General features: G+C 29.6%; 20 protein-coding genes and 1 pseudogene. 5 read left to right on the plus strand and 16 right to left on the minus strand.

From position 1 onward, the window contains the following. Position 1: 1 nt before the first annotated feature. Entirely contained in the window at positions 2–1330 is a 1329-nt protein-coding gene (locus IMX26_RS04910; RefSeq protein WP_195160566.1) for a trypsin-like peptidase domain-containing protein, read from the minus strand. A gap of 308 nt (positions 1331–1638) precedes the next feature. Further along, positions 1639–2649, minus strand: coding sequence for a hypothetical protein (locus IMX26_RS04915; RefSeq protein ID WP_195160567.1), 1011 nt, complete (start codon positions 2647–2649; stop codon positions 1639–1641). A 207-nt stretch (positions 2650–2856) separates the two neighbouring features. Between IMX26_RS04915 and IMX26_RS04920 the strand changes: the two genes are divergently transcribed. Next, complete coding sequence (locus IMX26_RS04920) at positions 2857–3960, plus strand: radical SAM protein (RefSeq protein WP_195160568.1); 1104 nt, start codon at positions 2857–2859, stop codon at positions 3958–3960. 129 nt (positions 3961–4089) lie between these two features. On the opposite strand, the gene IMX26_RS04925 is transcribed toward IMX26_RS04920, so the two are convergent. The 11 genes from IMX26_RS04925 to IMX26_RS04975 all read right to left on the minus strand — a co-directional run bounded on the left by IMX26_RS04925 (position 4090) and on the right by IMX26_RS04975 (position 17995). Continuing rightward, the gene (locus IMX26_RS04925; RefSeq protein WP_195160569.1) at positions 4090–5826 is read right to left on the minus strand and encodes an ABC transporter ATP-binding protein; all 1737 of its coding nucleotides are present in this window, start codon (positions 5824–5826) and stop codon (positions 4090–4092) included. Further along, positions 5827–7575 (minus strand): ABC transporter ATP-binding protein, encoded by a 1749-nt coding sequence (locus IMX26_RS04930; RefSeq protein ID WP_195160570.1) that lies wholly within the window; start codon positions 7573–7575, stop codon positions 5827–5829. Between the two features lie 12 nt (positions 7576–7587). Next, on the minus strand, positions 7588–9183 hold the full coding sequence (locus IMX26_RS04935) for an ABC transporter substrate-binding protein (RefSeq protein ID WP_195160571.1): 1596 nt from the start codon (positions 9181–9183) through the stop codon (positions 7588–7590). 205 nt (positions 9184–9388) lie between these two features. Further along, positions 9389–10387 carry an AraC family transcriptional regulator gene (locus IMX26_RS04940; RefSeq protein WP_195160572.1) on the minus strand — a complete coding sequence of 333 codons (999 nt, stop codon included), beginning with the start codon at positions 10385–10387 and terminating at the stop codon, positions 9389–9391. A 19-nt stretch (positions 10388–10406) separates the two neighbouring features. Beyond that, entirely contained in the window at positions 10407–11774 is a 1368-nt protein-coding gene (locus tag IMX26_RS04945) for an MATE family efflux transporter (protein WP_195160573.1), read from the minus strand. Positions 11775–11844: 70 nt separating this feature from the next. Continuing rightward, positions 11845–13470 (minus strand): ABC transporter substrate-binding protein, encoded by a 1626-nt coding sequence (locus IMX26_RS04950; protein ID WP_195160574.1) that lies wholly within the window; start codon positions 13468–13470, stop codon positions 11845–11847. 23 nt (positions 13471–13493) lie between these two features. Then, positions 13494–14279: a dipeptide/oligopeptide/nickel ABC transporter ATP-binding protein gene (locus tag IMX26_RS04955; protein WP_195160575.1), complete on the minus strand. Its 786-nt coding sequence runs from the start codon at positions 14277–14279 to the stop codon at positions 13494–13496. After that, positions 14254–15006, minus strand: coding sequence for an ABC transporter ATP-binding protein (locus IMX26_RS04960; RefSeq protein ID WP_195161349.1), 753 nt, complete (start codon positions 15004–15006; stop codon positions 14254–14256). The genes IMX26_RS04955 and IMX26_RS04960 overlap by 26 nt, the downstream gene beginning before the upstream one ends. A gap of 57 nt (positions 15007–15063) precedes the next feature. Then, positions 15064–15882, minus strand: coding sequence for an ABC transporter permease subunit (locus tag IMX26_RS04965; RefSeq protein WP_195160576.1), 819 nt, complete (start codon positions 15880–15882; stop codon positions 15064–15066). Further along, positions 15882–16823: an ABC transporter permease gene (locus IMX26_RS04970; RefSeq protein WP_195160577.1), complete on the minus strand. Its 942-nt coding sequence runs from the start codon at positions 16821–16823 to the stop codon at positions 15882–15884. The genes IMX26_RS04965 and IMX26_RS04970 overlap by 1 nt, the downstream gene beginning before the upstream one ends. Before the next feature lie 200 nt (positions 16824–17023). Beyond that, entirely contained in the window at positions 17024–17995 is a 972-nt protein-coding gene (locus IMX26_RS04975) for an AraC family transcriptional regulator (RefSeq protein ID WP_195160578.1), read from the minus strand. A 308-nt stretch (positions 17996–18303) separates the two neighbouring features. Here IMX26_RS04975 and IMX26_RS04980 point away from each other — a divergent pair. Beyond that, positions 18304–18446 (plus strand): annotated as a pseudogene (locus IMX26_RS04980) (helix-turn-helix domain-containing protein). 27 nt (positions 18447–18473) lie between these two features. Here IMX26_RS04980 and IMX26_RS04985 read toward each other — a convergent pair. After that, the gene (locus tag IMX26_RS04985; protein WP_195160579.1) at positions 18474–19622 is read right to left on the minus strand and encodes a methyltransferase domain-containing protein; all 1149 of its coding nucleotides are present in this window, start codon (positions 19620–19622) and stop codon (positions 18474–18476) included. A gap of 343 nt (positions 19623–19965) precedes the next feature. On the opposite strand from IMX26_RS04985, the gene IMX26_RS04990 reads away from it, so the two are divergent. The 3 genes from IMX26_RS04990 to IMX26_RS05000 all read left to right on the plus strand — a co-directional run bounded on the left by IMX26_RS04990 (position 19966) and on the right by IMX26_RS05000 (position 22636). Next, on the plus strand, positions 19966–21234 hold the full coding sequence (locus tag IMX26_RS04990) for a S41 family peptidase (RefSeq protein WP_195160580.1): 1269 nt from the start codon (positions 19966–19968) through the stop codon (positions 21232–21234). Between the two features lie 393 nt (positions 21235–21627). Next, a complete protein-coding gene (locus tag IMX26_RS04995) occupies positions 21628–22122 on the plus strand; it encodes an arsinothricin resistance N-acetyltransferase ArsN1 family A (RefSeq protein ID WP_195160581.1) in 495 nt (164 codons plus the stop codon). Between the two features lie 193 nt (positions 22123–22315). Further along, on the plus strand, positions 22316–22636 hold the full coding sequence (locus tag IMX26_RS05000; RefSeq protein WP_195160582.1) for a transcriptional regulator: 321 nt from the start codon (positions 22316–22318) through the stop codon (positions 22634–22636). A gap of 45 nt (positions 22637–22681) precedes the next feature. On the opposite strand, the gene IMX26_RS05005 is transcribed toward IMX26_RS05000, so the two are convergent. Further along, positions 22682–23185, minus strand: coding sequence for a GNAT family N-acetyltransferase (locus IMX26_RS05005; protein ID WP_195160583.1), 504 nt, complete (start codon positions 23183–23185; stop codon positions 22682–22684). Between the two features lie 94 nt (positions 23186–23279). Beyond that, a complete protein-coding gene (locus IMX26_RS05010) occupies positions 23280–24410 on the minus strand; it encodes a hypothetical protein (protein WP_195160584.1) in 1131 nt (376 codons plus the stop codon). Positions 24411–24714 lie beyond the last annotated feature (304 nt).

Below are 24714 nucleotides of genomic sequence, written 5' to 3' on the forward strand. Positions count from 1 at the left end.
TTTAATCCTCTTTTCCAAGTTCAAGATAATCTATTTGCTTTCTGAATATTTCTTTACCCATTTTGTACTCAACAATATACATCTCCCTTGGAGAATAAATTTCAAAAAATATGCCATTTTTTTTGCCATCTTTCATCGTGCCATAGGCAAATGGTATTTCCTCAGAGACAGCTAAAACCACACCTTGAAATCCTGTCTCCGTTATGTTGCCAGATAATAAGCCTTCATCTTTGGCGATTATAATACCATAACCATCTTGTTTATCATTTTTCATATATCCTACATAGGATGTATTTTCATTCAGATTAATAGATACATTACCATTTATATCTCCGTGTTGAAATGTTCCTTCCATAAATTCTCCGTTAGGGTATGTTAACTTACCTTTACCATGAGGGTATCCATAAATATCGACCTCTCCAAAATAAGTACTACCGTCTTCATTCTCATAAGATAATACTCTTGATGGATTATTACGCTCTCTATTTAAGTATTTAAGCAATTTATCACTTGGAATTGCTAGGTTTATGTTTTGTCCCATAACCATTGAGGCACTTGTTATTCCTATAATTTCTCCGTAGGTATTTAAAAGTGCTCCGCCTGAACTGCCTGGAGAAATTGGGGCACTGGTTTGAATATATGATTGACCGTCAACTTCAGGGTAACCACTAATAATACCTGTAGATACAGAGTTTAAACCTAAGGGACATCCTATAGTTATTACATCTTCACCTAACTTTGTTTTTGAAGTTGCTATAGTTAAACCCTCTTTAGCATTAGGAATCTTTATAAGGGCTAAGTCCCAATAAAAACTCCATCCTAATATTTGGCAATCCTTAAATTCAATTATATTTTCATCATTATCTGTAATTTGAAACGTATAGGCGTCTTTTAATACATGATAATTAGTTACAATTGTACCATCACCAATAATAATTCCAGAACCTCTTGATATAAATTCACCTTCACCATCAAAACACTCTATTAATACGGTGTATTTTGTTAATTCAGATAACTGTACTGTAGTTAGTTGTTTTTTGTCTTTGAGTGGCTCAAAGATTTTAAATTTATCTTCATCTTCAGTACTTATATGTATGCTATTATTGTCTCTATTCCACTCTACAGAAGCTGCCATATACTCAGCAAAATACTCAGCTGGCACCATTGTACTATCTCTAAACTTTATAGCAGGTATATCTCCAGCGTATTGCTCACCATCGATGTTTACATTTACAGTTGGTAATCCACCAAAATTACCATTACCTTCAGCATAAGCTACTCCAGAGAACATTGTTAATAACATTGTTATTACTACAAGTATCTTTTTCATTTTTCCTCATTTCTTTATAAACAAATATGTAATACTTACAATTTATTCTATACAAATTATTACTATAATAACAAATGTAATTTGATACACCAACTTATATAATTCCACAATTAACATATTATTACATAAATACTTACGTTAATTTCTAATATAGTGCTTTTTATGAGCACTAATAGCTATTACTATTTAGATAATTTGTTGTTAATTAAACAAATTTATCATTATATAAATTAACTAAAAAATAATTATAAGAATCAAAGTAACCTTAAAGTTTTCTTTAACTTAAAATTTTAGTTCATTGCTTCTTTTTAGCTCAACATGCTTTTGTAAAGTACAGCATATAAAGCTATTGCTATTACTGAAGTATATAGTCTACATAAACGACTATGTAAGCTATGCTTTTTTATAACTAAAGGCAAAAATATAATTAAGAAGATTGTACCTAATATAATAGTAATATTTAAAGAACTAATAATAACATTTAATAGTCCATAGTTTATTGGCACATTATTAAATAAAATTACTGTAATAGTAAATAACATTGCTAATAAAATTAGTATTGTTAGTACCAATATAATATCATTAACAAATTCATTATTTTTATAGCCTATTAATATTTGATCAACCACAGGAGCAATACAAGCTAAAACTAAAATGTTAATTAATATAAGCTTGTTTTTTATAAAGTTTAGAACTGTGTAATACCAAGGTACTTCATCATAAACTACAACACGTTTAGGAGTAGAAAAATCCTTTGGGTTATATGGCTTATCAAAATAGATATTATTTAAATCTACCTCAGCTAAAACTGGTAGATGTACTGGATCTAATAAATATCTACTGCTGTGAAATTGTTTACTTTTACTAAACGTATTGTGTAAATACCTAACTCTAATATTTAATTCATCTCTATGTAAGTTATTAAAATATAACTTTCCTTTACCACTATATAAGTAGTATATTCTATTGTTTTTTGTATAAGTGTGTGGAATTTTTGCTTCGCCGTTTTCGTTTAAGGGTACTGTTGTTCTAACTTTACTATAGTCATTAAAATATTCACAGAGTATTTGTGACTTGTTAATATTAAGAAAAGGGTCATCTTCAAAAAAAACAACTATAAAATCATCCGTACTGTTTAAAGGAGTTTTGTTCCATCTAAAGTTTATTTCTACTTCAAACTCATTACTTGTTGCTGTATGGTATTCTGTAATATTTGCCATTAAATTTAATTGCGCTGGTTCATAATTAGCTACTTCTTTATATGAATACATTATAATTATAAGTAAACAAAAGCTCACTATTCTTATTATCTTTTTCATAAAACTCTCCATATTTATTTTTATGTGTATATAATAGCATAATTATGTACTGTTATATTTATTAAAAATAAATTTATTATGGGTATAAGAGTTATAAACCACACATTCTTACCAAACATTAACCATTACTTAAAGATATTGTATTAAAATAAAATAGGTAATAACTATATTAAAGCTAATATTATAGCTTACTAGGAGAACTTATTTATGAAAGAAACTTTAATACCTGCAGTAGAAAACAAAGAGCTGACCAAAAAGCTTAATAATAATATAAGTATTTTAATAAAAGAATTTACTAAAATAGCTTTAGCAGATTTTTCATCAGTCAAAAATATTATTAAAATCACCTTAAAACAAAAGAATAGTGAAAAAAAACGCAACTATTATGAAGAGCAAAACATACATGTACCACCCTTTTTAATTGCCTCTATTACAAAAAGCTGTAACTTAAAGTGTAAAGGCTGTTATGACCAACAGAAACCTACAGCAAGTGGTATTGAATTAACCGCTAATGACTGGAGTAATATTTTTGTGCAAGCTAGAGATTTAGGAATATCATTTATTTTATTGGCTGGTGGTGAACCTTTACTAAAAAAGCAGTTATTAAAAGACTGTATTAACTATCCAGAAATAATTTTTCCGATGTTCACTAATGGCTTACTAATTAATGATGAGTGGGTTAATTACTTTGCCTTAAGTAGAAATATTGTGCCTATTGTAAGTATTGAGGGAGATAAAACTCTTACCAATAATAGGAGAGGTAAGGGTGTTTATGAAGTAGTAATTGCTAATTTAGACTTATTAAAAAAGAAAAGAATTTTTTATGGTATATCATTAACTCTTACTACTGAAAACTATATTAAAGTTTTAAGTGAAGAATATATTCAGCAGTTTATTAATAAAGGCTGTAGAGTATTTATGTATATAGAGTATATACCATTTGACCCAACAACTGAAAACTTAGTTATCAATGAAAGTCAGCGAATAAATTTAAATAATAGGCTTAATTATTTACGAGAAAAGTTTAATGCTATTTTTATTGCTTTTCCGGGAGATGAAGCAGATTTTGGCGGTTGTTTAGCAGCTGGTAGAGGATTTATGCACCTTAATGCAATGGGCGACGTAGAGGCTTGTCCATTTGCTCCCTACTCCGATATTAATTTAAAGAATGTTAGTCTTAAAGAGGCCCTAAACTCAAGAATGTTAGCAAATATACGTGATACCCATGCCCTATTAGAGGAACATAATGGTGGTTGCTCTTTATTTGAGAATAAAGAGTTGATTGAGAGAATTTTATTTAAAAGTAGATAATATTTATTATCAAGATAAGTACAAAATACGCAATTAGACTATGTCTTTTTGCGTATTTTACTACCTAATATATTAAATAGACTCTCCTAACTTGGGTAACTTAGTTATTAGTGGTAAGCCACCACTAACTTATTTTTTTACTTTCCAGCTACTTGCTTGTTGTCTTCTAAGCCAAAAATCATAATATTGACCTTTGTTTTGTAGTAGCTCTTGATGTATGCCTTTTTCAATTATTCTACCATTATTAAGTACTATAATTTGGTCTGCTGCCTTAATGGTAGACAACCTATGAGCTATCACAATTAAAGTTTTATCTTTTACTAATTCATTAATAGCCATTTGAATATGTTTTTCGTTATCTGGATCTACACTCGCAGTGGCTTCATCTAATAATATTATAGGAGCATCCTTAAGCATAGCACGGGCTATAGAAATTCGTTGCTTTTCTCCTCCCGATAAGTTAGAACCACTCTCTCCTACCATTGTGTCATAGCCATGTTCTAGCTGCATTATAAAGTCATAACACCTTGCTTTTTTGCAAACATCAATAACCTCTTGCATGCTAGCGTTAGGTTTACCAAACTTTATATTGTTTAGTATTGTATCGTTAAATAAGTATACCTTTTGAAATACCATACTAATATTTTTTAGTAAGCTATCACAGGAAATTTCTTTAACATTAACTCCACCGACTTTAATTTCACCACATTGTACATCCCAAAAACGAGCTATTAAATTGGCTATTGTTGTTTTACCACAACCCGATGGGCCTACTAAGGCTGTCATGCTTTGTTGTGGTATTTTAAAATTAATATCATGCAAAACATCCTTAGAATCATAGGCAAAGGTTACATTACTAAACTCTACTTCATAGTTATTTAACTCAATATTTTGGGAATTTTCATCTATAATTTTAACCTGCTTTACAGCCTCATATCTATCAAGAGCAGCGTCCATCACCCTCATCTTGGCTGTAAGTATACCCAGTGCTTTTGTTGGCATGTAAAACTCAAAAATAAAGACTAAAAGCATTAATAATACGTTTAAGCTTAACGTTCCACTTAACCAAAATTCAGAAGAAAAATAAACAGTTAACGTTATACCAATGTAAAAACACATATCATACAAGAAATTTGGTGGAATAAAACTTTCTTCAAACTCAATTGAATGATCTCTTGTTAATTTAAATGAATTTAGTAAATCCTTACTTTTACCACCAGTCATATTAAAGGCCTTTATTACAGATATACCCTGAATATACTCTAATACAGCTCCGCTTAGCTTTGCTTGAATTTTTTGCTTTTTAAAAGACTGTTTTTTACCAATCTTTTGAATATAGCTTAATAAAATCATTGCCAAAACATACACAGTTAAAGAGATTAAGGCAATTCGATAGTCTAAAAAAAATAAAAATATACTTCCGATAATAATTGATATAAAGCCATTAGCCACTTTATAGATAGAGTTCATAGCAAACATTTCAACAAATGTTATATCTGAGGTCACTACTGCAGTAAGATTACCTAGGTTTCCTTCACTAAAATATCCCATAGGCAATCTTTTTAAATGATCACCAATTTTAAGTCTTTCACGCTCAAATATCATATAGCCAGTTTCGTCTTGATATTTGTAAATAAGTCTCTTAAATACATATTGACCCAGTAATCCTATTGCAACAAGTACAGCACTTATCTTCACTGTGCGCAAGGTTAGATCATTGTTTATAGCCCTTGAAAGCACTAATAGCATTGCAAAAATAGTAAAATTAATAAATATGCCTTCAAAAAAGCCAAAAATCAAGGAAGCTTTAATTCGTGCTGCAAAGTTATCTGCAAGTCTTAATAACCTTTTTATTATACCTATCATTTATGCCTCCTCCTTAACTCTTATATCCCAGTTAAGTGACTCGCAATGAGAACTCCACATTAATTGATAAAGCTCTGAGTCTTTAAGTAGTTCTTTATGAGTACCCTGTTTAGCTATTGTGCCTTCATTTACTAAAATTATATTATCTGCTTCTACAATAGTAGATAACTTATGAGCAATAACTATTAGTGTTTTACCATTTATTAAGCCATTTAAGGCACGCTGTATTTTGTCTTCATTTTCAGGGTCAGTAAAGGCTGTTGCTTCATCTAGTACTATTATGGGAGAGTCCTTTAATAATGCTCTAGCAATAGAAATACGCTGGCGCTGTCCACCTGAAAGCTTTGCTCCACTATCACCAATATTACTGTTATATCCCTGCTCCATTTGCATAATAAAGTTATGGCACTCAGCTAGCTTAGCAACTTTTACTACTTCTGCATCACTAGCACTTGGTTTACCCATTCTAATATTCTCTATAATAGAGGTGTTAAAAAGATGAATGTCTTGTGATACATAACTAACACAATCCATTAGCATTTTAAAAGACATATCTTTAATACTTACTGAACCAATACTTATCTCCCCATCTTTAACATCCCAAAATCTAACTAATAGCTTTGCTAATGTTGATTTACCACTACCAGATTTGCCTACTAGGGCTGTGACCGTATTTTCTTTAGCCTCAAATGATATACCTTTAATAACTTCTTGTTGATCATAGGCAAAGCTTACGTTGCTAAACTTAACATTGTAGTTATTAGGCTTAATAGGATTAGTGGTTGTTAGTAGCTCTTTTTTAGTTAAGATTTCATCTATAATACGACTTTTTTGGGTGACTAACTGAAAATTAGTACCAAACTCTGTTAATCTCAAAAGTGGTGTTCCTAAGCTTAAAGATAACAACATACAAAGAATATAAGCCTGAATGCTTAAGGTGCCTTGTAAAATAAATAAGGCTCCTAAAGGTAAGGAAAGCAATACAGTACAAGGTAAAATAACATAAAAGGCTGTTAAAGATGGCCAAGAATCTCTCGACCAACCAAGAGTAAAGTCTTTATAATCCTGTACTGAACTGGTGTATTTCTTAAACGAAGAGGTCGTTTGGTTAAATATTTTAATAACCTCCATGCCTCCAATAAACTCAACAATATTATTATTCATTTTTTGAGAAGATGCTAAAAATCCCTGGAGTTTTTTTAGTCTTCCTCTCATCATAATTTTAAAGAATATTAAAGCAATTGGAATTACAGCTAAAGTTAATAAAGCCATTCTCCAGCTAACTGCAAACAAAAAAATTACTACAGCTATAGGTACTACCGTATTTGAGATTCCCTCTGGAATTAAGTGCGCTATAATAGATTCCGTATCTTCAATTAAATCCACAAATATCTGTTTATATTCACCTGAGCCCTTTTTACTTATTTCTCCCATAGGCATTTTTATCAGTTTTTCTGCCATATTGCTTCGCATTCCTAACAAAGTATCAAAAGCAGCATGGTGAGAAAAACGCATTGCATTAAAAAATAGCAATGACTTTAGTAAAAAGCAGCCAAAAATTAGTAGCACATTTTGTAATATAAAACTACTAGTAACTAGCTGAGGTTGCAAAAACTCTATTACCATTCGGTAAACAAAATAATAAGGCATAATACCAATTAAAACACTTAAAGTAGCGAGTATAATTGCGTAATAAATTTTACGTTTATGCTCTTTAGCATAAGAAAATACTTTTTTAATTTCTTGCACAGCTCAACCTCCTTATTTTAGCTTTACACCTGCAATATCAATATAAAAAGGTTGCCCAAAAAAAACATAGTCACTAATCTTATCATTGTAGATTGCTAACTGTTTCATAAATGAAATAGGTACTGAGGTATAATTATCATATATATCTTTAAGTACAATGTTATATATTTCAGTAATTCTGTCTTTATTTGTGCAACTAAGTAGTTCTTTTAGCATATTATCTATATTTTTACTTGAAGCCATAATTCTCATGGTAGCTGGATCTGCACTGTTACTACCTAAATTATTTATTGTTGTATATGGGTCATACGGAAAACCATAGGTTTCATTATAGCCAATATCGAAATTACCTTTTGCTAAAGAGGTATACCAAGTTAACATCTCTAAACCCTCTGTTTTTACTTCAAATCCAATTTCATGTAAGCTATTTGCTACAGCTAAAACCATATCTTCTTCTGCACCCATACCACTACGGTGTACTATTTTTATGGCTAGTTTTTTACCATTTTGCTCTCGTATACCATCGCCATCTTTATCCACCCAATTAGCCTCTGTTAAGAGTTTTTTTGCCAGATTAATATTAAGCTTTTTAGGCTCTAAATCTACATTGCAGTAAGGTAGTTTTTTACTAAGAAAGTTGTCTGTTTGTTCTTCTATATTATTTAATATATAAGTACATATTTTACTTTTATCTATTGCTAAAGATACAGCCTGTCGAACCCTAATATCTCTAAAATATTCAGTTTCTGAATTTAAAATAAAGTATCTAGTTTTTATATCTGCGTTAGATATTTTTGTTTCAAAATTAGGTTGTTCTCTAAAATCAACAAAGCTATTGTAAGAGGTTTTATCGTCGCCAATAATTATGTCGACCTCACCTAAACGCAGTGCTAAAGCTTTAGCTTCGTTATCGGGGATAACCTTAATTGTAAATTTCTCAACGTCGGGTTGTTCACCCCAATAGTATGGATTCTTTACAAAGGTATAGGAGATATTTTCTTCAAAACTTTGTAACATATATGGACCAGTTCCCATGGTTGAGCTTAATAACTTAGGAGAACATCCCTCTTTAGTAAAGGCATTAGGTGACATCATAGCCATAGGACGCAACATTGTTAAATCGTATAATAGTCCGTAATAAGGCTTTGTAAACCTAAGTTTTACAGTTAAATTATCAACTACCTCAACTTCTTTAAGTAAGGTTAAAACTTTACCATAAGCACCTAAGTATCTTTCACCTAATAACTTAGGAATATTTTCAAAATTTAGTTTAACAACATTAGCATTAAACTCTTCTCCATCCGAAAATTTTACATTATCTCTTAGCTTAAAGGTTATGTCATTTCCTTGTATTTCCCAGCTTTTTGCTAACCCTGGTTTTATTTTGCCATCTTCATAAATAACTAAGGTATCATAAAAGTTACTTAGGTAATAAAATATACCCAAAGACTCACCCACTACTACAGTTGAAAAGCCTGTATCAAAACCCCAGCTCTCACAGATGTTTATCTCTTTAGCTACTGTGGTAGTAGCTTTAGTATTGTTACAGCCAATAATTGAAATACTTAATACTACAATAAGCAATACTGTTAAAAATTTTTTACTCATTTTTACCCCTTTACCAAATTTATTTACATTAATAATAACAATTATCATTATCATTTAATGCCTAAATTAAAAGTAGCATTCTATTCAAAGAATGCTACTATCTTATAATTTTGCAATATTAGGCTTCTATTTTCTCCCCTAAAAGTACATAAATATATACCGTTTAGCCTTTTAACTATTAATAAGTAAAAAATAAGAACTCAATTTAATCTTGAGTTCTTATATTGTGATTTAATGCTTTTCTATATTTTAAAGGATTTACCTCATACGTATTTTTAAACGCAACTCCAAATTTACTGGGTGAAGTATACCCTACTCTATTTGCTATTTCCAGTATATTAAAATCGCTATTTTCTAGCAGGTCTTTGGCTATCTTCATACGATAATTTTTTAAGTACGAATATGGGCCTACCCCATATACATGTTTAAAACACTCTTTTAGCTTTGTTTTACTTAAACAAAACCTATGTGCTAAGTCTTCAATTTTATAGTGATCTGTTATATTCTGCTCTATAAAATCTTTTATCAACCCCATTTTTTTAATAGTTGTTTTTTGGTAATATCTATCTGGTGCATTATTATAGCTTTTATAATTGTATATCTCAAACAAAAATAACTCTAGTGCTCGTAGCTTTAACAATCCTAAATTATTTACTAAACCATTTTTTTTTAGTTCTCCAAGAAAATTAAGTATTTTTAAATTTTGCAAGTTTGTATTTATTATTAAGTAATCTTTTCTTGCATCTAAATTATAATAAAACTGCCAAACCTCATCTAGAGTAATCCCTAATATATTACTAATGCTACTATCTAAATCATTTAAATAACACATTAAGCAAAAACTATTATAGACCTCGTCACTGTATTGCACCTCTGTAAAATTGTTTACTCCAGTATAAAAAATACTATTACCTTTTTTTACCATGCCTACAAGTTCATTGTTAAGCTCAAATTTATAATAACCATTTAAACAGTAGTCTATTTTAATATAAGTTTTTTTAGTTTTTGGAGTATCACTAGATAACACTCTGTTATTAACTCTAAAATCATTATATACTAAAAACAAACCTGGTATAATTTTAGTTATTTGTAACCTGCCTGATCCATAATTAGGAAGAATATTAAAGCAGGTGATATCCGATGTTATTACATTTTGTAGCTTCAATTTACTCATAAAGGCAATATCACTTTGGAGAGTGTTCATTTTTAGGCTCCCATAACTTTTACGCCATTAAATTTACATTATTAGTATTAAGCGTTTTTAGGGTTTTAAACTCTCCTATAACCATAATAATAGCAATAGTTATGGTTACTATATCTGCTAGTGGCAATGCTAACCATACACCTAACTCTTTAATAAATATTGGTAAAATTAAAGCAGTTGGGATAAAGAATATAATTTGTCTTCCCATTACCATAAACGCTGCTTTACCACCCCGACCTAAAGCTTGGAATAGGGTAATTGTGGTAACAAAAAATCCATACAGTAAAAAGACTCCCAAAAAAATTCTAAAATTAGTTATACCAGATAACACCATAGCTTTATCTGTAATAAACCAACTAAGTATGGTTTTAGGAAATAACATAAAGCAGAGCCAAACAATACTAGCCATGATTGATGCTATTTTAGTAAATGAGCCGTACGCCTTTTTAACTCTATCAAATTTTTTCGCACCATAGTTAGCACCTAATACGGGCTGTAAACCCTGACTAATACCCCACATTGGTATAAATGCAAACATCATAATACGATAGGCAGCACCCATAATTATAACACTACTATTACCACCATAATGTGAAAATGATTTTAGTAAAACTGCTAATTGCAAAGCACTCATTATTTGCATTAGCATACCTGAAACCCCTACAGAGAGTATTTTTGGCATTAACTCAAACGAAATTTTAAAACTTTTTTTGGTAAGATTAATAATGCTTTTTCCTGATTTAAAGTATATAAAATCACCAATCAAATAAACAAATTGACTTATTACAGTTGCTATAGCAGCTCCCTCTATACCAAAGCCTAGTACTTTAATAAAGATTGGGTCAAGTACAATATTTAATACTGTTCCAACACAAATGATAGTCATAGCTGACTTCATTTTACCCTCACCTCTTATTAACATGTTTAAGGCTGGTCCTACACTACTAAATAAAAATCCTAAGGAAATAATTCGAATATATTTTATGCCTAATTCCAATATTTCACCCTTAGCACCAAGAAACTGTAATAATGGACTAGCAAAAACATACACAAAAAAAGTTAAAATTACGGATAAAACCGCAACACTAATTAGTACATTGCCAAACAATTTATCTATTGTTTTTTGATCCTTTTCACCCATAGCTCTCGATAATAAAGACATAGCGCCAGTTGCAAATAACGATAAAATAGCTTGATTTAACAATACAATATTGTATCCCATAGTTATTGCACCTACACCATCAGCTCCCACAAATTGGCCTACAAATATTGCATCAACCATATTATATAAACCAACAGCTAACATACCTATTATGCCTGGTACAGCAAGCTTTACAAATAGTTTACTCATATTCATTTCTAATAAATTTTTACGATTGCTGTTCATTATATCACCCTCTATTTTTAGTAATCTGCAACTTTAATTATTTACCAAATATCTTTTATTAATAGCTAAGTTATTTAGTCTTTACACCTGCTAAATTAACAATAGATGGCTGACCAAAAAACTCATAATCTAATATCTTGTTTGAATTAAAAACAACTAGTTCATTCATATGTGAAATAGGTACAAAGGTAACATTTTTGTGAATTTCATTAAGAAGATAGTTATATTTTTCTTGAATAACATCTTCATCTGTTAAGGAATTAAGCTCTATAATACGGTCATTTCCATTTGGCAAATGGCTTAAGGCTTGAATTATTGCATTATCTACCATTATGGATGAATTCATATTAGTTATAGTTGTATAAGGATCAAAAGGTATATCATAAGTCTCTTTATAGGCAATTGAATAAGCCCCTTCTTGCAACTTTGCATACCAAGCCATAAAGTCTAAGCCTGTTAGTTTAATATCTATACCTATTTTTTTAAAAACTGAGGCAAAAGTTAAAACTAATTGCTCTACATTACCCTTACCACTTGGATACAAAAACTCTGCAATAAGTTTTTTACCATTTTTTTCACGTATTCCATCACCATTTTGGTCAATCCAACCAGCCTCTGTTAATAGCTGGTTAGCTTTATCAAAATCATGTTCATAGGGTGTTATATTTACATTACAGTATGGTAGTTTTTTATTAAAAAAGCTATCTGATTTTTTTTCTAGCCCGTATAAAAGGTTATCAATAATACTTTGTTTGTTAATTGCATGATTAACTGCTAATCTTATATTTTTATCATTAAAAGGATCTTGATTTAAGTTAAAACATAAAAATCTAGATTTGATGCTAGTATCAGAAACTTTAGTATTAAAATCTTTGTTATCTGTAAACTCCTTAAATCCATCGTAAGATATTTTACTCGATCCAAAAATTAAATCTATTTCTCCATTACGTAATGCTAAAGCCTTAGCCTCATTATCTGGAATAACTTTAACGTAAAACTTTTCTATATCAGGCTTTTGTCCATGGTAATTTGGGTTGTAAACAAAAACATAGTTACCTGTATCAAGCTTACTGTCGAACATATATGGACCAGTACCTAAGGTGGTTGCTATAATTTTGTCAGATAACTCATCATCTTCAGTAAATGCATTAGGTGACATTATTCCAAAGGGATTAAGCTTTGTAAAATCCTGAAGTGTACCATAATATGGGGTAGTTAAATGAACTTCTATTTTATAATTATTAGCTACCTTAATATCCTTTATAAGTGTTGGTACACTCGCAAATGATGTTACATAAATACCAGATAGTTTAGGAATCATTTCTAGGTTTTTTTTAACAACCTCAGCATTAAAATCAGCTCCATCTGAAAACTTAATACCTTGTTTTAAGTTAAATGTATAGACAAGACCATCGTCAGAAACCAACCAAGATTCTGCGAGTCCAGGTACTATTTTTCCATTTTCATAATTAACTAATGTCTCGTAAAAATTACATAAATAATAATTTATACCATAGTTGCTGTTGTTACTAGGTGTAATAACAGAACTAAACCCGTTTTCAAAATCCCAACTTTCACAAATAGTTATTTCATTTACCTCTGTTATATCTTTTGTTACAGCATTACTTGAGCAGCCGGTTACTAATGCCATTACTAATACAGCTATATTTATAATTATTAATATTTTTTTTAACATTTTACATTTCCTTTCATAATTTATTACCGTATTTCTGGTGTTTTAGGTGGTAAAAATTGAATAAGCATTTTTGAGTATTCGTGTTTAAAATCTGCAAAAGACTTTATATTTTTTATATACTCAACAACTTCACCGTCTTTCATCACTAAAATATTTTTAGACATATATATAGCAACATCAATATCATGGGTTATAAACAAATAGGAACATGATGTTTGTTGCCTTAAATTTATTAATAAATCTAAAATTTTCTTTTTTATTGTGGTATCTAAACCACTTACAACCTCATCAAAAACTATTAACTGTGGTTTAATACTTATGGCCCTTGCAATACAAACTCGTTTTTGCTGTCCTCCACTAAGTTCATGGGGATATCGGTTAGCAAATTCTATAGGCAACTCAACTTGTTTTAAAAGCTGGTTTATTCTTTGTTGCTCTTGAGTTTTTGATAGTTTTAAAAAATTTTTTAAGGGCTCAGCAATTATGTCATACACTTTCATTCTTGGGTTTAAAGATCCTTGACCATCTTGCATAACTAATTGAAATTGAGACCTAAACTTACGCATGTTTTTTTTGCTCATATCTGCTATATTTTCATTGTTTAAAAGTATTTCACCTCTTGTAGGTTTTTCAATTCCAGTTATCAAACGTGCCAAAGTACTTTTTCCACTACCACTTTCACCCACTAAGGAATAACTTTGATTATCCTCAATAGTAAAAGATATATTTTTCACAGATATTACTTGTGTTTTTTTTCCTTTAATATTTTTAGTTGTATAGTGTTTAGATAGATTCTTTACAATATGCATTGTCCACCTCATCTACTAAAAATCTGGCTTTTAATAGTTCTTTTGTATAGTTATTTTGGGCATGATGAAATATTCTATAAACGGAGCCACTTTCAATGATTTCACCATTTTTCATTACAATTACTTCATCAGCTATTTTAGCTACTACCCCAAAATCGTGAGTTACTATAATTAATCCAACTCCGTCATTGCGTATTTTTTTGAACTCCTCAAGAATAATTGATTGATTCTTAACATCTAGAGCTGTTGTTGCCTCATCTGCAATAATGATACTGGGTTTTAACATTAAAGAAATGGCAATCATAACCCTCTGCAACATACCTCCACTTAACTGATGGGGGTAGCTATTCATTAATTCCTGCACTCTTGGTAAATTCATTTTGTTTAGACTAGCTACACCTAGGCTATACGCTTGTTTTTTATTTAAATTGCTATGCGCCTTCAGTGTTTCAATAATATGAGCACCTATTTTCATCATAGGGTCAAAAGCTGTCATAGGGTTTTGCATTATCATGGATATGTCTTTACCAATAATTTGCTGTTGCTGCTTATGGCTGATGTTCAGTAAATTGATATTGTTAAAAAGAATACCACCCGTAACTAAAAAGGTTTTTTTATTCAGTATTTGCATTATTGCTTTACAGGTAAGAGTTTTGCCACTACCACTTTCACCAATAATAGCTAATACTTTGCCTTTTTCAACTGCAAAGCTAATGTTTTTTACTATTTTTTTTTGCTTTTTAAACTTACATTTAAGTTTTTTACAGCTAAAATATTGTTCATGTTAACTCTCCTTAGGTGAAACTATATCTCTAAAGGCCTCACCAAATATATTAAAACCACCTGCTGTAAATAAGATAAATAATCCAGGATACAGTATTAATTTATGATAAGAATATAGATAAGACTTTCCCTTGCTAAGCATTGCACCCCACTCTGGCACTCCTGCTTCAAGTCCTAGACCTAAATATGAAAACCCCGAAACCATTAATATCATGCCAGCAATACCGGTACTATAATAAACAATTAGTGATGGCAATATATTAGGAATAATATGCTTAACTATCACCTGTAAATCACTGCAACCCGATACTATAGCAGCAGTTACGTAACCCTTATTTTTTTCTAAAATCACATAACTTCTTACCACCTTTGCATACCATACCCACATAGAAAAAACTACTGCAATTACAATATTTTTAACACCTTGACCTAAAGAACCTACTAAAGATAAAACCACAAGCAAAGGAGGAAAAGACATAAAAATATCAGAAATTATAGAAAATACCCTATCAATAAAACCCCCATAATAAGCCGAAAAAGTAGCTAACACTAAGCTTAAACAAGCTACTATTATAATGGTTGGAATAGCTATACCTAATGAGTATCTAGCACCATAAACTAATCGTGAGAAAACACATCTTCCTAGTTGGTCTGTTCCCAATGGAAACTGAGACTGACTTTTTTTAAACTTAAGTTCTGGTTGTATATCTAATGGATCATTAACTGCTATTAAAGGAGCAAAAATAGCTATTATTAAAACTGTTATTATCATCAATAAGCCTAAAACAGCTTGTTTATTTTTAAGAACTTTAGTAAACATTAAATATCTCCCTGCTCATTAATCATTTTTGGATTAAGTGTAATATTTAGTAGATCAGCGAAAAGATTCAGTAAAGTAAATATAACAGCTATAACTAATACACATCCGTTAATTGTGGGTAAATCCCTACCCATAATGGCATTAACTAAATGAGTGCCTATACCTGGCCAAGAAAATACACTTTCAACGATTGCACTGCCTGCAATCATATAGCCAAAATACTGACAAAAAACTGTTATCATAGGTGGAAGAGAATTTTTTACTATGTGGTTCCAAATTATTTTTTGCCTTGAAACACCTCGTGCTTTGGCATATGTTACATAGTCCTTATTTATATTAGCTAAAATAGTTGCTCTAAATAGCCTAATAGAAGATGAAGCTATTGGTATGGCTAGGGTCAATGATGGAAGAATAAGACTTTTGAAATTACCATAGTCTACAATTTTAAATAATGGTATAGTAACAGCAAAAGTCATTAAAAAAATAAACCCCAACCAATAGTTAGGAACAGATATTCCTATAATGGTAAAAGCCTTTGATATTAAGTCGAATATGCTATTTTTATGAACAGCAGCTAATATACTAACGGGTATTGTTAACACAAGTATCCAAACAAACGCCATAAACACAATTTTTAAGGTTGCAGGAAGTTTAGCTGCTATGTCTTTGGATACTGCATTTTTAGTTATTAAAGATACCCCTAAATTGCCTTTTAAACACTGTGAAACCCAGTTAAAGTATTGTTTATAAATTGGTAAGTTAAGTCCCATTTCTTCACGTATTTCTGCTATTTGACTTTCAGTTGGATTTAAAATATTACGTATAGCATAGGCCTCAGCTGGATCAACCTCAGAAATATTAGAAAAGATAAATGTTAATATTGTTACTCCTATTAGCACAACTATTAAGCCAAGGAGTCGTTTCTTTATATATATTGACACCTCTTAATCCTCCGTACATATACATAGTGTTAGTCACACCTAACTATTTAATACTAGCATATTTCTAATTGATATTCGTTCTCAAAAAGTGCAATAGGGTTCCATTTTGTGATTAAGTTATTCGGTAGCTAAGTAAAAGCTTATTTTAATAGTAATCATTAAGTAAAAATACCTAATAAAAAAATAAAATACGCAAAAAGCTATGCCTTTTTACGTATTTCTCTTGGGGGAATCTTATAGGTTTGTTTAAATGCTTTCCCAAAACTATGGTGATTACTATAACCACAGTTTAAGGCTATTTCGGTTATACTTAAGTTACTATGCTCAAGTAATTCTTTACCTTTAGTCATTCTTTTCATTTTTAAATATGCATAAATACTTTGATTATACATTTGTTTAAAACAGCGCTTTAAGGTATCTAAAGTGATATTAAATTTTTTACATAAATCGTTTACTGTGATTTTTTTATCTACATTGTTTATTAAATACTGCTCTATACCCATAACCTTGTCTATAGTAGTTCTATTATAGTACTGCTCAACTGTATTTTTGTTACGTTGAATATTTTTAATTTCGTAAAAAAGTAACTCTATAGTTTTAAGCTTGATATTTTCTGGGTTATTTTTGTTACAACACTCATAAATTTCGTTAACTAATTTCATAACAATAGAGTTACTTTTAATTACCATAAACTCCTTACCCACATTGATTTCATTAATGAAATCGATAAAAACCTGTTCTTTTATATTAAAAATAGCTGTAAATGTATTTATTATTTGTGACATGTACCCAAAAATAGTGATGCTCTCATAATGCTTTTCAAAATGATCTACAGCATAAATATTCTCTGTTCCGTAATAATAGGATGAGGTACCACCATTAGAAATACACACCCTACCGGCCTTGTTATAGGCAAACATTTTTCCTTTTATACAATAGTTTATTTTAAGCAAAGAATCTGAAAACCACTGATAGTCTTTTGCTTGATTAACGAGTTTGTTTTTCAAAAAAAAATTATTATAAGCAAGGTTTAAACCAGGTATTATTTTATGAATAGTAAAAATACCTCTACCATATTGAGGCAATATTTTATAAGTTTGATAGTGTTCATTTTCAAAAACTAGTTCTGCAATTTTATTAATGTAAAAAGAGTCTTTTATTATACTAGGCATTTTAACAACTCCTACAAGTGTAGTTAATACTATTATAAGCTTCTTTATAGTATTTTTCAATAATGATTATCATTATTACATAATACAAACTAACATTGGTCGTTTTTCACAACCTCTAGTATCTCTGTTCATACAAACAACCTTTCTCAGTTAGAAGTTACTTCAGCTATTACAGTAGCTTTCATTTTAACCTTTACAATTAACTTAAAATATTTAGATTATAAAGAAAAACAAATTTTGGAGTAAATATGGAACTAAAAACAAAACTATAAGTATATCTTGCAAAACATAATTTAAAACAAAGAGACTTGGCCAGACTGGTGGGGTACATCGTGAAACCATTGGCAATTTAGAAAACACTAAGTATAACCCCTATCTTAAATTGGCTATGGACATAGCTAAGGTATTTAAGGTTACTGTAGAAGAGTTATTTGAGTTTAGCAAAAACTGAAAACTAGGGTTATTACCCTAGTTTTCATTAATTGGGTTTAATGCCTGTACTAATTAATAAACACATTGCTCTAGCTACCTGTATATTGTTAGTTCTCAAATAGTTTATTTTTTTATCATTGTATGTTATATAGTTATCTATATCCGCCCTAGTTAGTCCTCTGCTCATAAGCATTTTTATTAACTTACTTTTTTGCTCACTATTAATCTTTTTATGCCAACCATAAGACTCAGTAAATATCTCTATAGAATTTAAATTTTCATTATTAAATAAGTTAACTTTATCATTTACTCTTGTATCTATTTTTTTTAATCCCAACTCATGCATGTAAAATGGTATTTTAAACCCTATTGAATAATCTCGATAATCATTATTTAACTCATAGTTCCATATTTTTTGCATTATATTTAAATAATCATTCTTTTCATAACTATTATTATTAATGTATAAACCAAGCTCTTCGAGTTTTCTGTTTATTTCTATCGTTACAACTCTACCACCCTTAACTACACTATTAATCATTTTATGGAGTATTTGTTTGGCATTTGGCTGGTGTCGTAACACTGCCTGACAAATGGCTAAATCATATCTAAATTTGGATTTATAATGATTTAAATCGCTGTGAATGAACTTAGTTTTGTAGGATTTATTACTAAAGTGTTTTTTTGCAACCTTTATTAATTGCTCACTTATATCTATACCAGTATAGGTACTTCCTTTAGGTAGTATAGGCATTAGTTTTTCGGCTAAAAAGCCATAACCACAGCCAAAATCTACTACGTTAAGAGGTGTGTTTAATTGCCATACTTTAGTTACTAAAAACTCAAAATAATCATCGTTCCACATTAAGGCTCTTGTTTGTTGCAAATATTTCAGCTTATTATTCCAGTGTATTGCCTTGTTGGTATCACGGCTAATATATTTGTTGTTGCTTAAGGGGTGTAGACCAAGCAACTGATCTACTGATACCTCAAAGTAGTTAGCAATGTGAGGTAACAGTGTAATATCAGGCATAGTCATACCGTTTTCCCACTTACTTACTGCCTGAAAACTAACCCCTAAATGCTCTGCTAGTTGAGCTTGAGTTATGTTTTTCTGTTTACGTAGTTTGGCTATAGCTAGTTCTATATCACTCATATATTCTACTCCTTTATCTGCTGTTTTTATTGTAGACATAAATAACATTTTAAGCTATAACTTCTTTTTTTAATTAACTCACCTGCTAGTTGAGTTTTATTGTTACAGGCAAAACACCCTTAAAAATTCACCTTGAGTTTTGTAAGAGTACCACTAATGTGAACTAAAAATCTTTGTCTAACCTTTTATTTTACACTTATTTAGTTTAGGTATCTTTATTATATTACTTATATAACTGCCCTAAAATTTATTAATTTTTATGTAGAATAGATCTTACATAGCTATATACATTATAACAACAAATAGCAATGGTTTTAATTCTTTCTATTGCATTAGAAAAGTATATGTTAGAATAGATTAAATCAATTTAGAGAGGTAGAACATGAAAAGAATATTAATAATTATAGCATTAGTAGTAACCCTTGTAGCCGGAGGTTTACTTTATTTACAGTCATCATCTAACACTTATATTGGCTTAACTAAAGATGACAAAGCTATAGAGTTTGAGTATTTATGGAATGAGTTAAACGAAAGTTACCCTTTTATGAGCTTTGCAGAAAGATCTGGAATAAATATTAAAGAGGTTTATGAGTTTAACAAAACTGAAGTTATCAAAAGTAAATCAGATATAGATTACCTTAAAAATCTTACAAATGCTATTAGAGACTTTGGCGGTACTGGTCATTTAGCTATTATTGCTCCAATATATCACGAAAAAATATATAAACCTGCCTACCAAATAGCAAAAAATGATCCTGAGCTAAGTAAGATTATGAAGCCTTGGATTAATACCTTTTATGACAATGATGTTGTTAAAAGCTATAGCATGTTTGACATAAACTCAAAAAGATTTAGAACCACAAAAAATTTAAAGAAAAAATACACTAGTAATGAAAACAAACCTAAAAGTAACAATAATCAAGAACGTGAAAACCTTACAATAGGCTATACTAATGAGACTAAAACTGCCTATTTAAAAATTAATAGTTTTTTATCTGTTAATGAGAAACTAGACCGTGAAAAACTAGAATTATTTTATAAAGATATAGTTGACTATGATAATTTAATAATAGATATTAGAGATAATTCTGGGGGTAGTGATTTATACTGGGAACGGTTAATAGTAGCTCCAAACATAAGTAAGCAATTATCCTTTAATAGATATGCCTTAGTTAAAATGAATGATACTATAAAGCCATTTATAGAAACCAGATTTACCACAGATAAAATTAAGCCAATTAGTGAACTACCTAATATGTCAGAGTTAAATAAAGATGATGTTAAAGAAATGACTCACTTCATTAAAACAACCTCAACAGTTGAGGCAAGGCCTAATAAAAATACATTTAAAGGTAAAATATGGGTTTTAACTAGCTCCAAAAACTATTCTGCCTCAGAGAACTTTGTTATGTTTTGTAAAAATACAGGATTTGCAACTTTAGTGGGTGAAGTAACCAATGGTGATGGAGGGTTAATGGACCCTGTTCTTATTAAAATGCCAAAATCACATGTTTTAGTTACCTATAGTGCTTTATACGGCTTAAATAGTGATGGCTCATGTAATGAAGAGTTTGGAACATCTCCCGATTACTTAATTAAACAAGGAGAAGACGCCCTTACTGTTTGCGAACAACTAATAAAAAAAAGTTAATTGGTTTAGGATAACCGCTGAATAAGTATATTACTATTTACATTATAGAGTCGGCTACATAAATAGCAAATAATTATGGAGACTTAACCCTATATATAATGTAGTTCTCATACGTGAAACATAACATTTGTAAAATGATACACAAATAGTGCTTTCACTTTATATCATGATAACAACATTATCTTTACTAAAAATAATTATTAGAAATATTGCAATAAGTGTGTTTCATATTTATACTTAAAACTACAGACAGAGTATAATTGTATTTTGTAGGTATTTTAATAATAAATTCTATTAAAATAACAGTAATTAAATAACTGTTGATTACAAACATATACATTTTGTTGTTATAAAAATACTGCTTCACCAATAGCCAAAAATAGGAGATTGAGAATGAGATACACAACCCGATTAGCAACACGTGAAGATATACATGCAATTAAAACTATTTATAATCAAGGCATTGATGACCGAATAGCTACGCTTGAAACACACCATAGAACTACAGAAGAAATGAAAAAATGGTTTCGTAATAAAAAGGAACAGCACAAGGTTATTGTTGTAACTGCAGAAAATAATACCGTAGTTGGATGGGCATCATTAAATATTTTTAATCCTAGAAAATGTTATGATGGTGTAGCAGACTTATCTGTATATGTTGAACGCACCATGAGAGGTAAAGGTTTAGGTAAAATTTTATTAAATAGAATAATTGACATAGCTCGTGCTTATGATTTTCATAAAATTGTATTAAGTACCTTTGAATTTAATGAGCTTGCACAGGGATTATACCAAGCTATTGGTTTTAGAAAAGTAGGAACTTATGAAAAACAAGGTAAATTAGATGGCAAGTGGGTTGATGTTACTATCATGGAAAAGTTAATTTAGCATATAGCTCGTTTGTAACGAGCTTTTTTATACCAAAAAATGAGTCGATGAATTACGATATAATGTACTCATTATAAATTAACCCTCACCTTACTACTGAACTAATCTTGATTCTTTTTTTTATTTTCTATATAATAATTATGGTCTGTACTGCAAACTTGTTTGCTTACAAAACTAAATTGTGGAGATTATCATGGATAAAAATTATCAGTTTTTTAGCAAATTAAATGTTAATATTAATAAAATTATAAATGAGCCTGCTCGGTTAAAAATTATGACTATTCTTTATGTAGTTGAAAATGCTGAGTTTAATTATTTATTGCAGGAAACTGGTTTAACTAAAGGAAATATGTCATCACATATTGCTAAGCTAGAGCTAGCTAATTATGTAAGAGTAAATAAGGATTATGTAAATAAAATTCCTCGTACTATTATTGGTATTACCCCTAGTGGTAGATATGAGTATGAAATTTACCGCAAATGTATGTTAAAATTGCTCAAAATAGTTACATAATTAAAATACAAAAAACACTCATTGAGTTTATGAGCGTTTTTTTAGTTAACTTTCTATACTAATATAGGTTCTTATATCATTTTGTTTTACTATTTTGCCGTTGTTGTTTAACCCTATTTTAATAGAATGTTTGTTATGGTTTTGTACAGTAATTAGTACTTTCTCTATATTCATGTTTTTAGCTTCTTTAAGCAAATGTTTAAGTAAAACGGTTCCATAACCTTTATTACGCTCGCTTTTTCTTATGGCATAACCAATATGCCCGCCCTCTTCTTCGAGTTTAGGGGTTAAAAAATGACGTAACTTACCCATGCCAACAGGTATATCATTTATATAAAGCCAGTATATAGTTGATGGTACTTTCCAACCCTTTTTTAACTCTGTTAATAATGCTTCTTGTTCTTTTTTTATTAACCAGTTCTTATATACATCATAAGAAACACCATTAATGGTGTTCATAAAACCATTTTCGTTTTTTGCTATGTCTTGAAGCATGTTGTATATCTTAATGCCATCATTAGCACTAAGCTTTTTTAAAGAAAACTCCATTAAGTCTCGCCTCCTTATCTTCCTGCTTTAATACTACTTTTATAAACAAACAATGTAAAGAAATTAAGAGACAGTTATTTTAGACCAGTATTGCCTATTTAAACTCAGTCACAAAAAATCCCTGCATAACTGGTATTTCATTTTCATCATATTTTGTGTAAAGTGATATATATTTATTATCACATACTTCTCCCATGACAAAGTTTCCCTCATTTAAATCTTTATCGCCAACTCTTTTTATCTCATAGTTTTTTAAATTTACTGCTAATAAACCTAAATCTTTATCGTCATTAACAATTAAGTGATTATTCACTAGATCCATTGAAAATAGAAAAGGTTTAATTGATAATTTATTTAGCTTTTTCTTCTTTATATCATACACATGAATATTACAATCATGAAATTTATCATGCCAGGCTATATAATGGTCATTAGCACAGATATTTTGAATATTTTTTATTTCTTTAGGCATATAAATGGTCATTGTTTGGTCATTTCTAAGGTTGTATTTTAATACTTTAAATTTTTCTTTTTCTTTAAATAAATAAACTATGTTACCGTCTCTTATATTAGGATTCATGTATGGTGAACTTACTGATACATTTTTTATTGTTTTAATTGAATCAGTACTAAGGCTGTATATTTTATAATTCCAAACCTCTTTGTCATTAACAGCTTTTCCTTCATACCATGTTAAATAGTTATCATAAGCATCTAGTGAAAACGAAGGTGCAATATTTATATGAGAAGGTGAATATAATGATGTTAAACAGTTTTTAGCTATATCCAACTTTACAAATTCTCTTTTATCATTATGATAAAGAACTTGACAAACTAAATTATCTCTTGTTGAAACCAATTCATTTATATAAAAAGGTCTATCTTTATTAATACTTAATATTTTTTCTGTTTTATTATTTGCAAACGTATATCTTACTAAAGAAGAAGATTCTAAATCATTACTCATTGCTATAGCTTTATGGGTGAAATAATATAAATGTTCTCCATTTAAAATAAAGTCTCCTAAGTCTTCTTCTATAGGTACTGTTATTAATGAGTATTTATTATATGATTTTTTGGAAAAATTACAATTCTGAACACATATCTTTTTAACTATATGGCTTTCATAAAATACCATGTCATCATCTTTTATTCGATAATTCTTTAATCCTAAAACAGAAAATATTACTAGAATTAATGAAATAATAAATAATGATCTTTTCACATATATCCCTCCCAAAAAAATACTAGATAAATACTAAATTTATCTCCTCTATCTTTTGCACTATACCATTTATATACTTTTTTGTATATACCAACTTATTTAGAACACCGTTATACGTCATAAAAGCTACCAAGAAAGAATATTCATAAAAGAAGCCCATTAATACTCTTAGTACTAATGTTCGTGAGGCTTCTTTAATTTTTGAAATTTTTATAATTTACTTCTAGACGTCATTTATTTTCTTTTTTTAGTCATTTTTCACTCTATAACTTACGTATAGATATAGCATGACCGTCTTGGGAAA

Source organism: Clostridium sp. 'deep sea', assembly GCF_014931565.1.
Lineage (GTDB): Bacteria > Bacillota > UBA994 > PWPR01 > PWPR01.

Excerpts from the sequence above, each read along its gene's own strand:
- IMX26_RS04910 (WP_195160566.1), bottom strand. The coding sequence starts at position 1,330 with ATGAAAAAGATACTTGTAGTAATAACAATGTTATTAACAATGTTCTCT.
- IMX26_RS04915 (WP_195160567.1), bottom strand. The coding sequence starts at position 2,649 with ATGAAAAAGATAATAAGAATAGTGAGCTTTTGTTTACTTATAATTATA.
- IMX26_RS04920 (WP_195160568.1), top strand. The coding sequence starts at position 2,857 with ATGAAAGAAACTTTAATACCTGCAGTAGAAAACAAAGAGCTGACCAAA.
- IMX26_RS04925 (WP_195160569.1), bottom strand. The coding sequence starts at position 5,826 with ATGATAGGTATAATAAAAAGGTTATTAAGACTTGCAGATAACTTTGCA.
- IMX26_RS04935 (WP_195160571.1), bottom strand. The coding sequence starts at position 9,183 with ATGAGTAAAAAATTTTTAACAGTATTGCTTATTGTAGTATTAAGTATT.
- IMX26_RS04940 (WP_195160572.1), bottom strand. The coding sequence starts at position 10,387 with ATGAACACTCTCCAAAGTGATATTGCCTTTATGAGTAAATTGAAGCTA.
- IMX26_RS04945 (WP_195160573.1), bottom strand. The coding sequence starts at position 11,774 with ATGAACAGCAATCGTAAAAATTTATTAGAAATGAATATGAGTAAACTA.
- IMX26_RS04950 (WP_195160574.1), bottom strand. The coding sequence starts at position 13,470 with ATGTTAAAAAAAATATTAATAATTATAAATATAGCTGTATTAGTAATG.
- IMX26_RS04955 (WP_195160575.1), bottom strand. The coding sequence starts at position 14,279 with ATGCATATTGTAAAGAATCTATCTAAACACTATACAACTAAAAATATT.
- IMX26_RS04965 (WP_195160576.1), bottom strand. The coding sequence starts at position 15,882 with ATGTTTACTAAAGTTCTTAAAAATAAACAAGCTGTTTTAGGCTTATTG.
- IMX26_RS04975 (WP_195160578.1), bottom strand. The coding sequence starts at position 17,995 with ATGCCTAGTATAATAAAAGACTCTTTTTACATTAATAAAATTGCAGAA.
- IMX26_RS04985 (WP_195160579.1), bottom strand. The coding sequence starts at position 19,622 with ATGTCTACAATAAAAACAGCAGATAAAGGAGTAGAATATATGAGTGAT.
- IMX26_RS04990 (WP_195160580.1), top strand. The coding sequence starts at position 19,966 with ATGAAAAGAATATTAATAATTATAGCATTAGTAGTAACCCTTGTAGCC.
- IMX26_RS04995 (WP_195160581.1), top strand. The coding sequence starts at position 21,628 with ATGAGATACACAACCCGATTAGCAACACGTGAAGATATACATGCAATT.
- IMX26_RS05000 (WP_195160582.1), top strand. The coding sequence starts at position 22,316 with ATGGATAAAAATTATCAGTTTTTTAGCAAATTAAATGTTAATATTAAT.
- IMX26_RS05005 (WP_195160583.1), bottom strand. The coding sequence starts at position 23,185 with ATGGAGTTTTCTTTAAAAAAGCTTAGTGCTAATGATGGCATTAAGATA.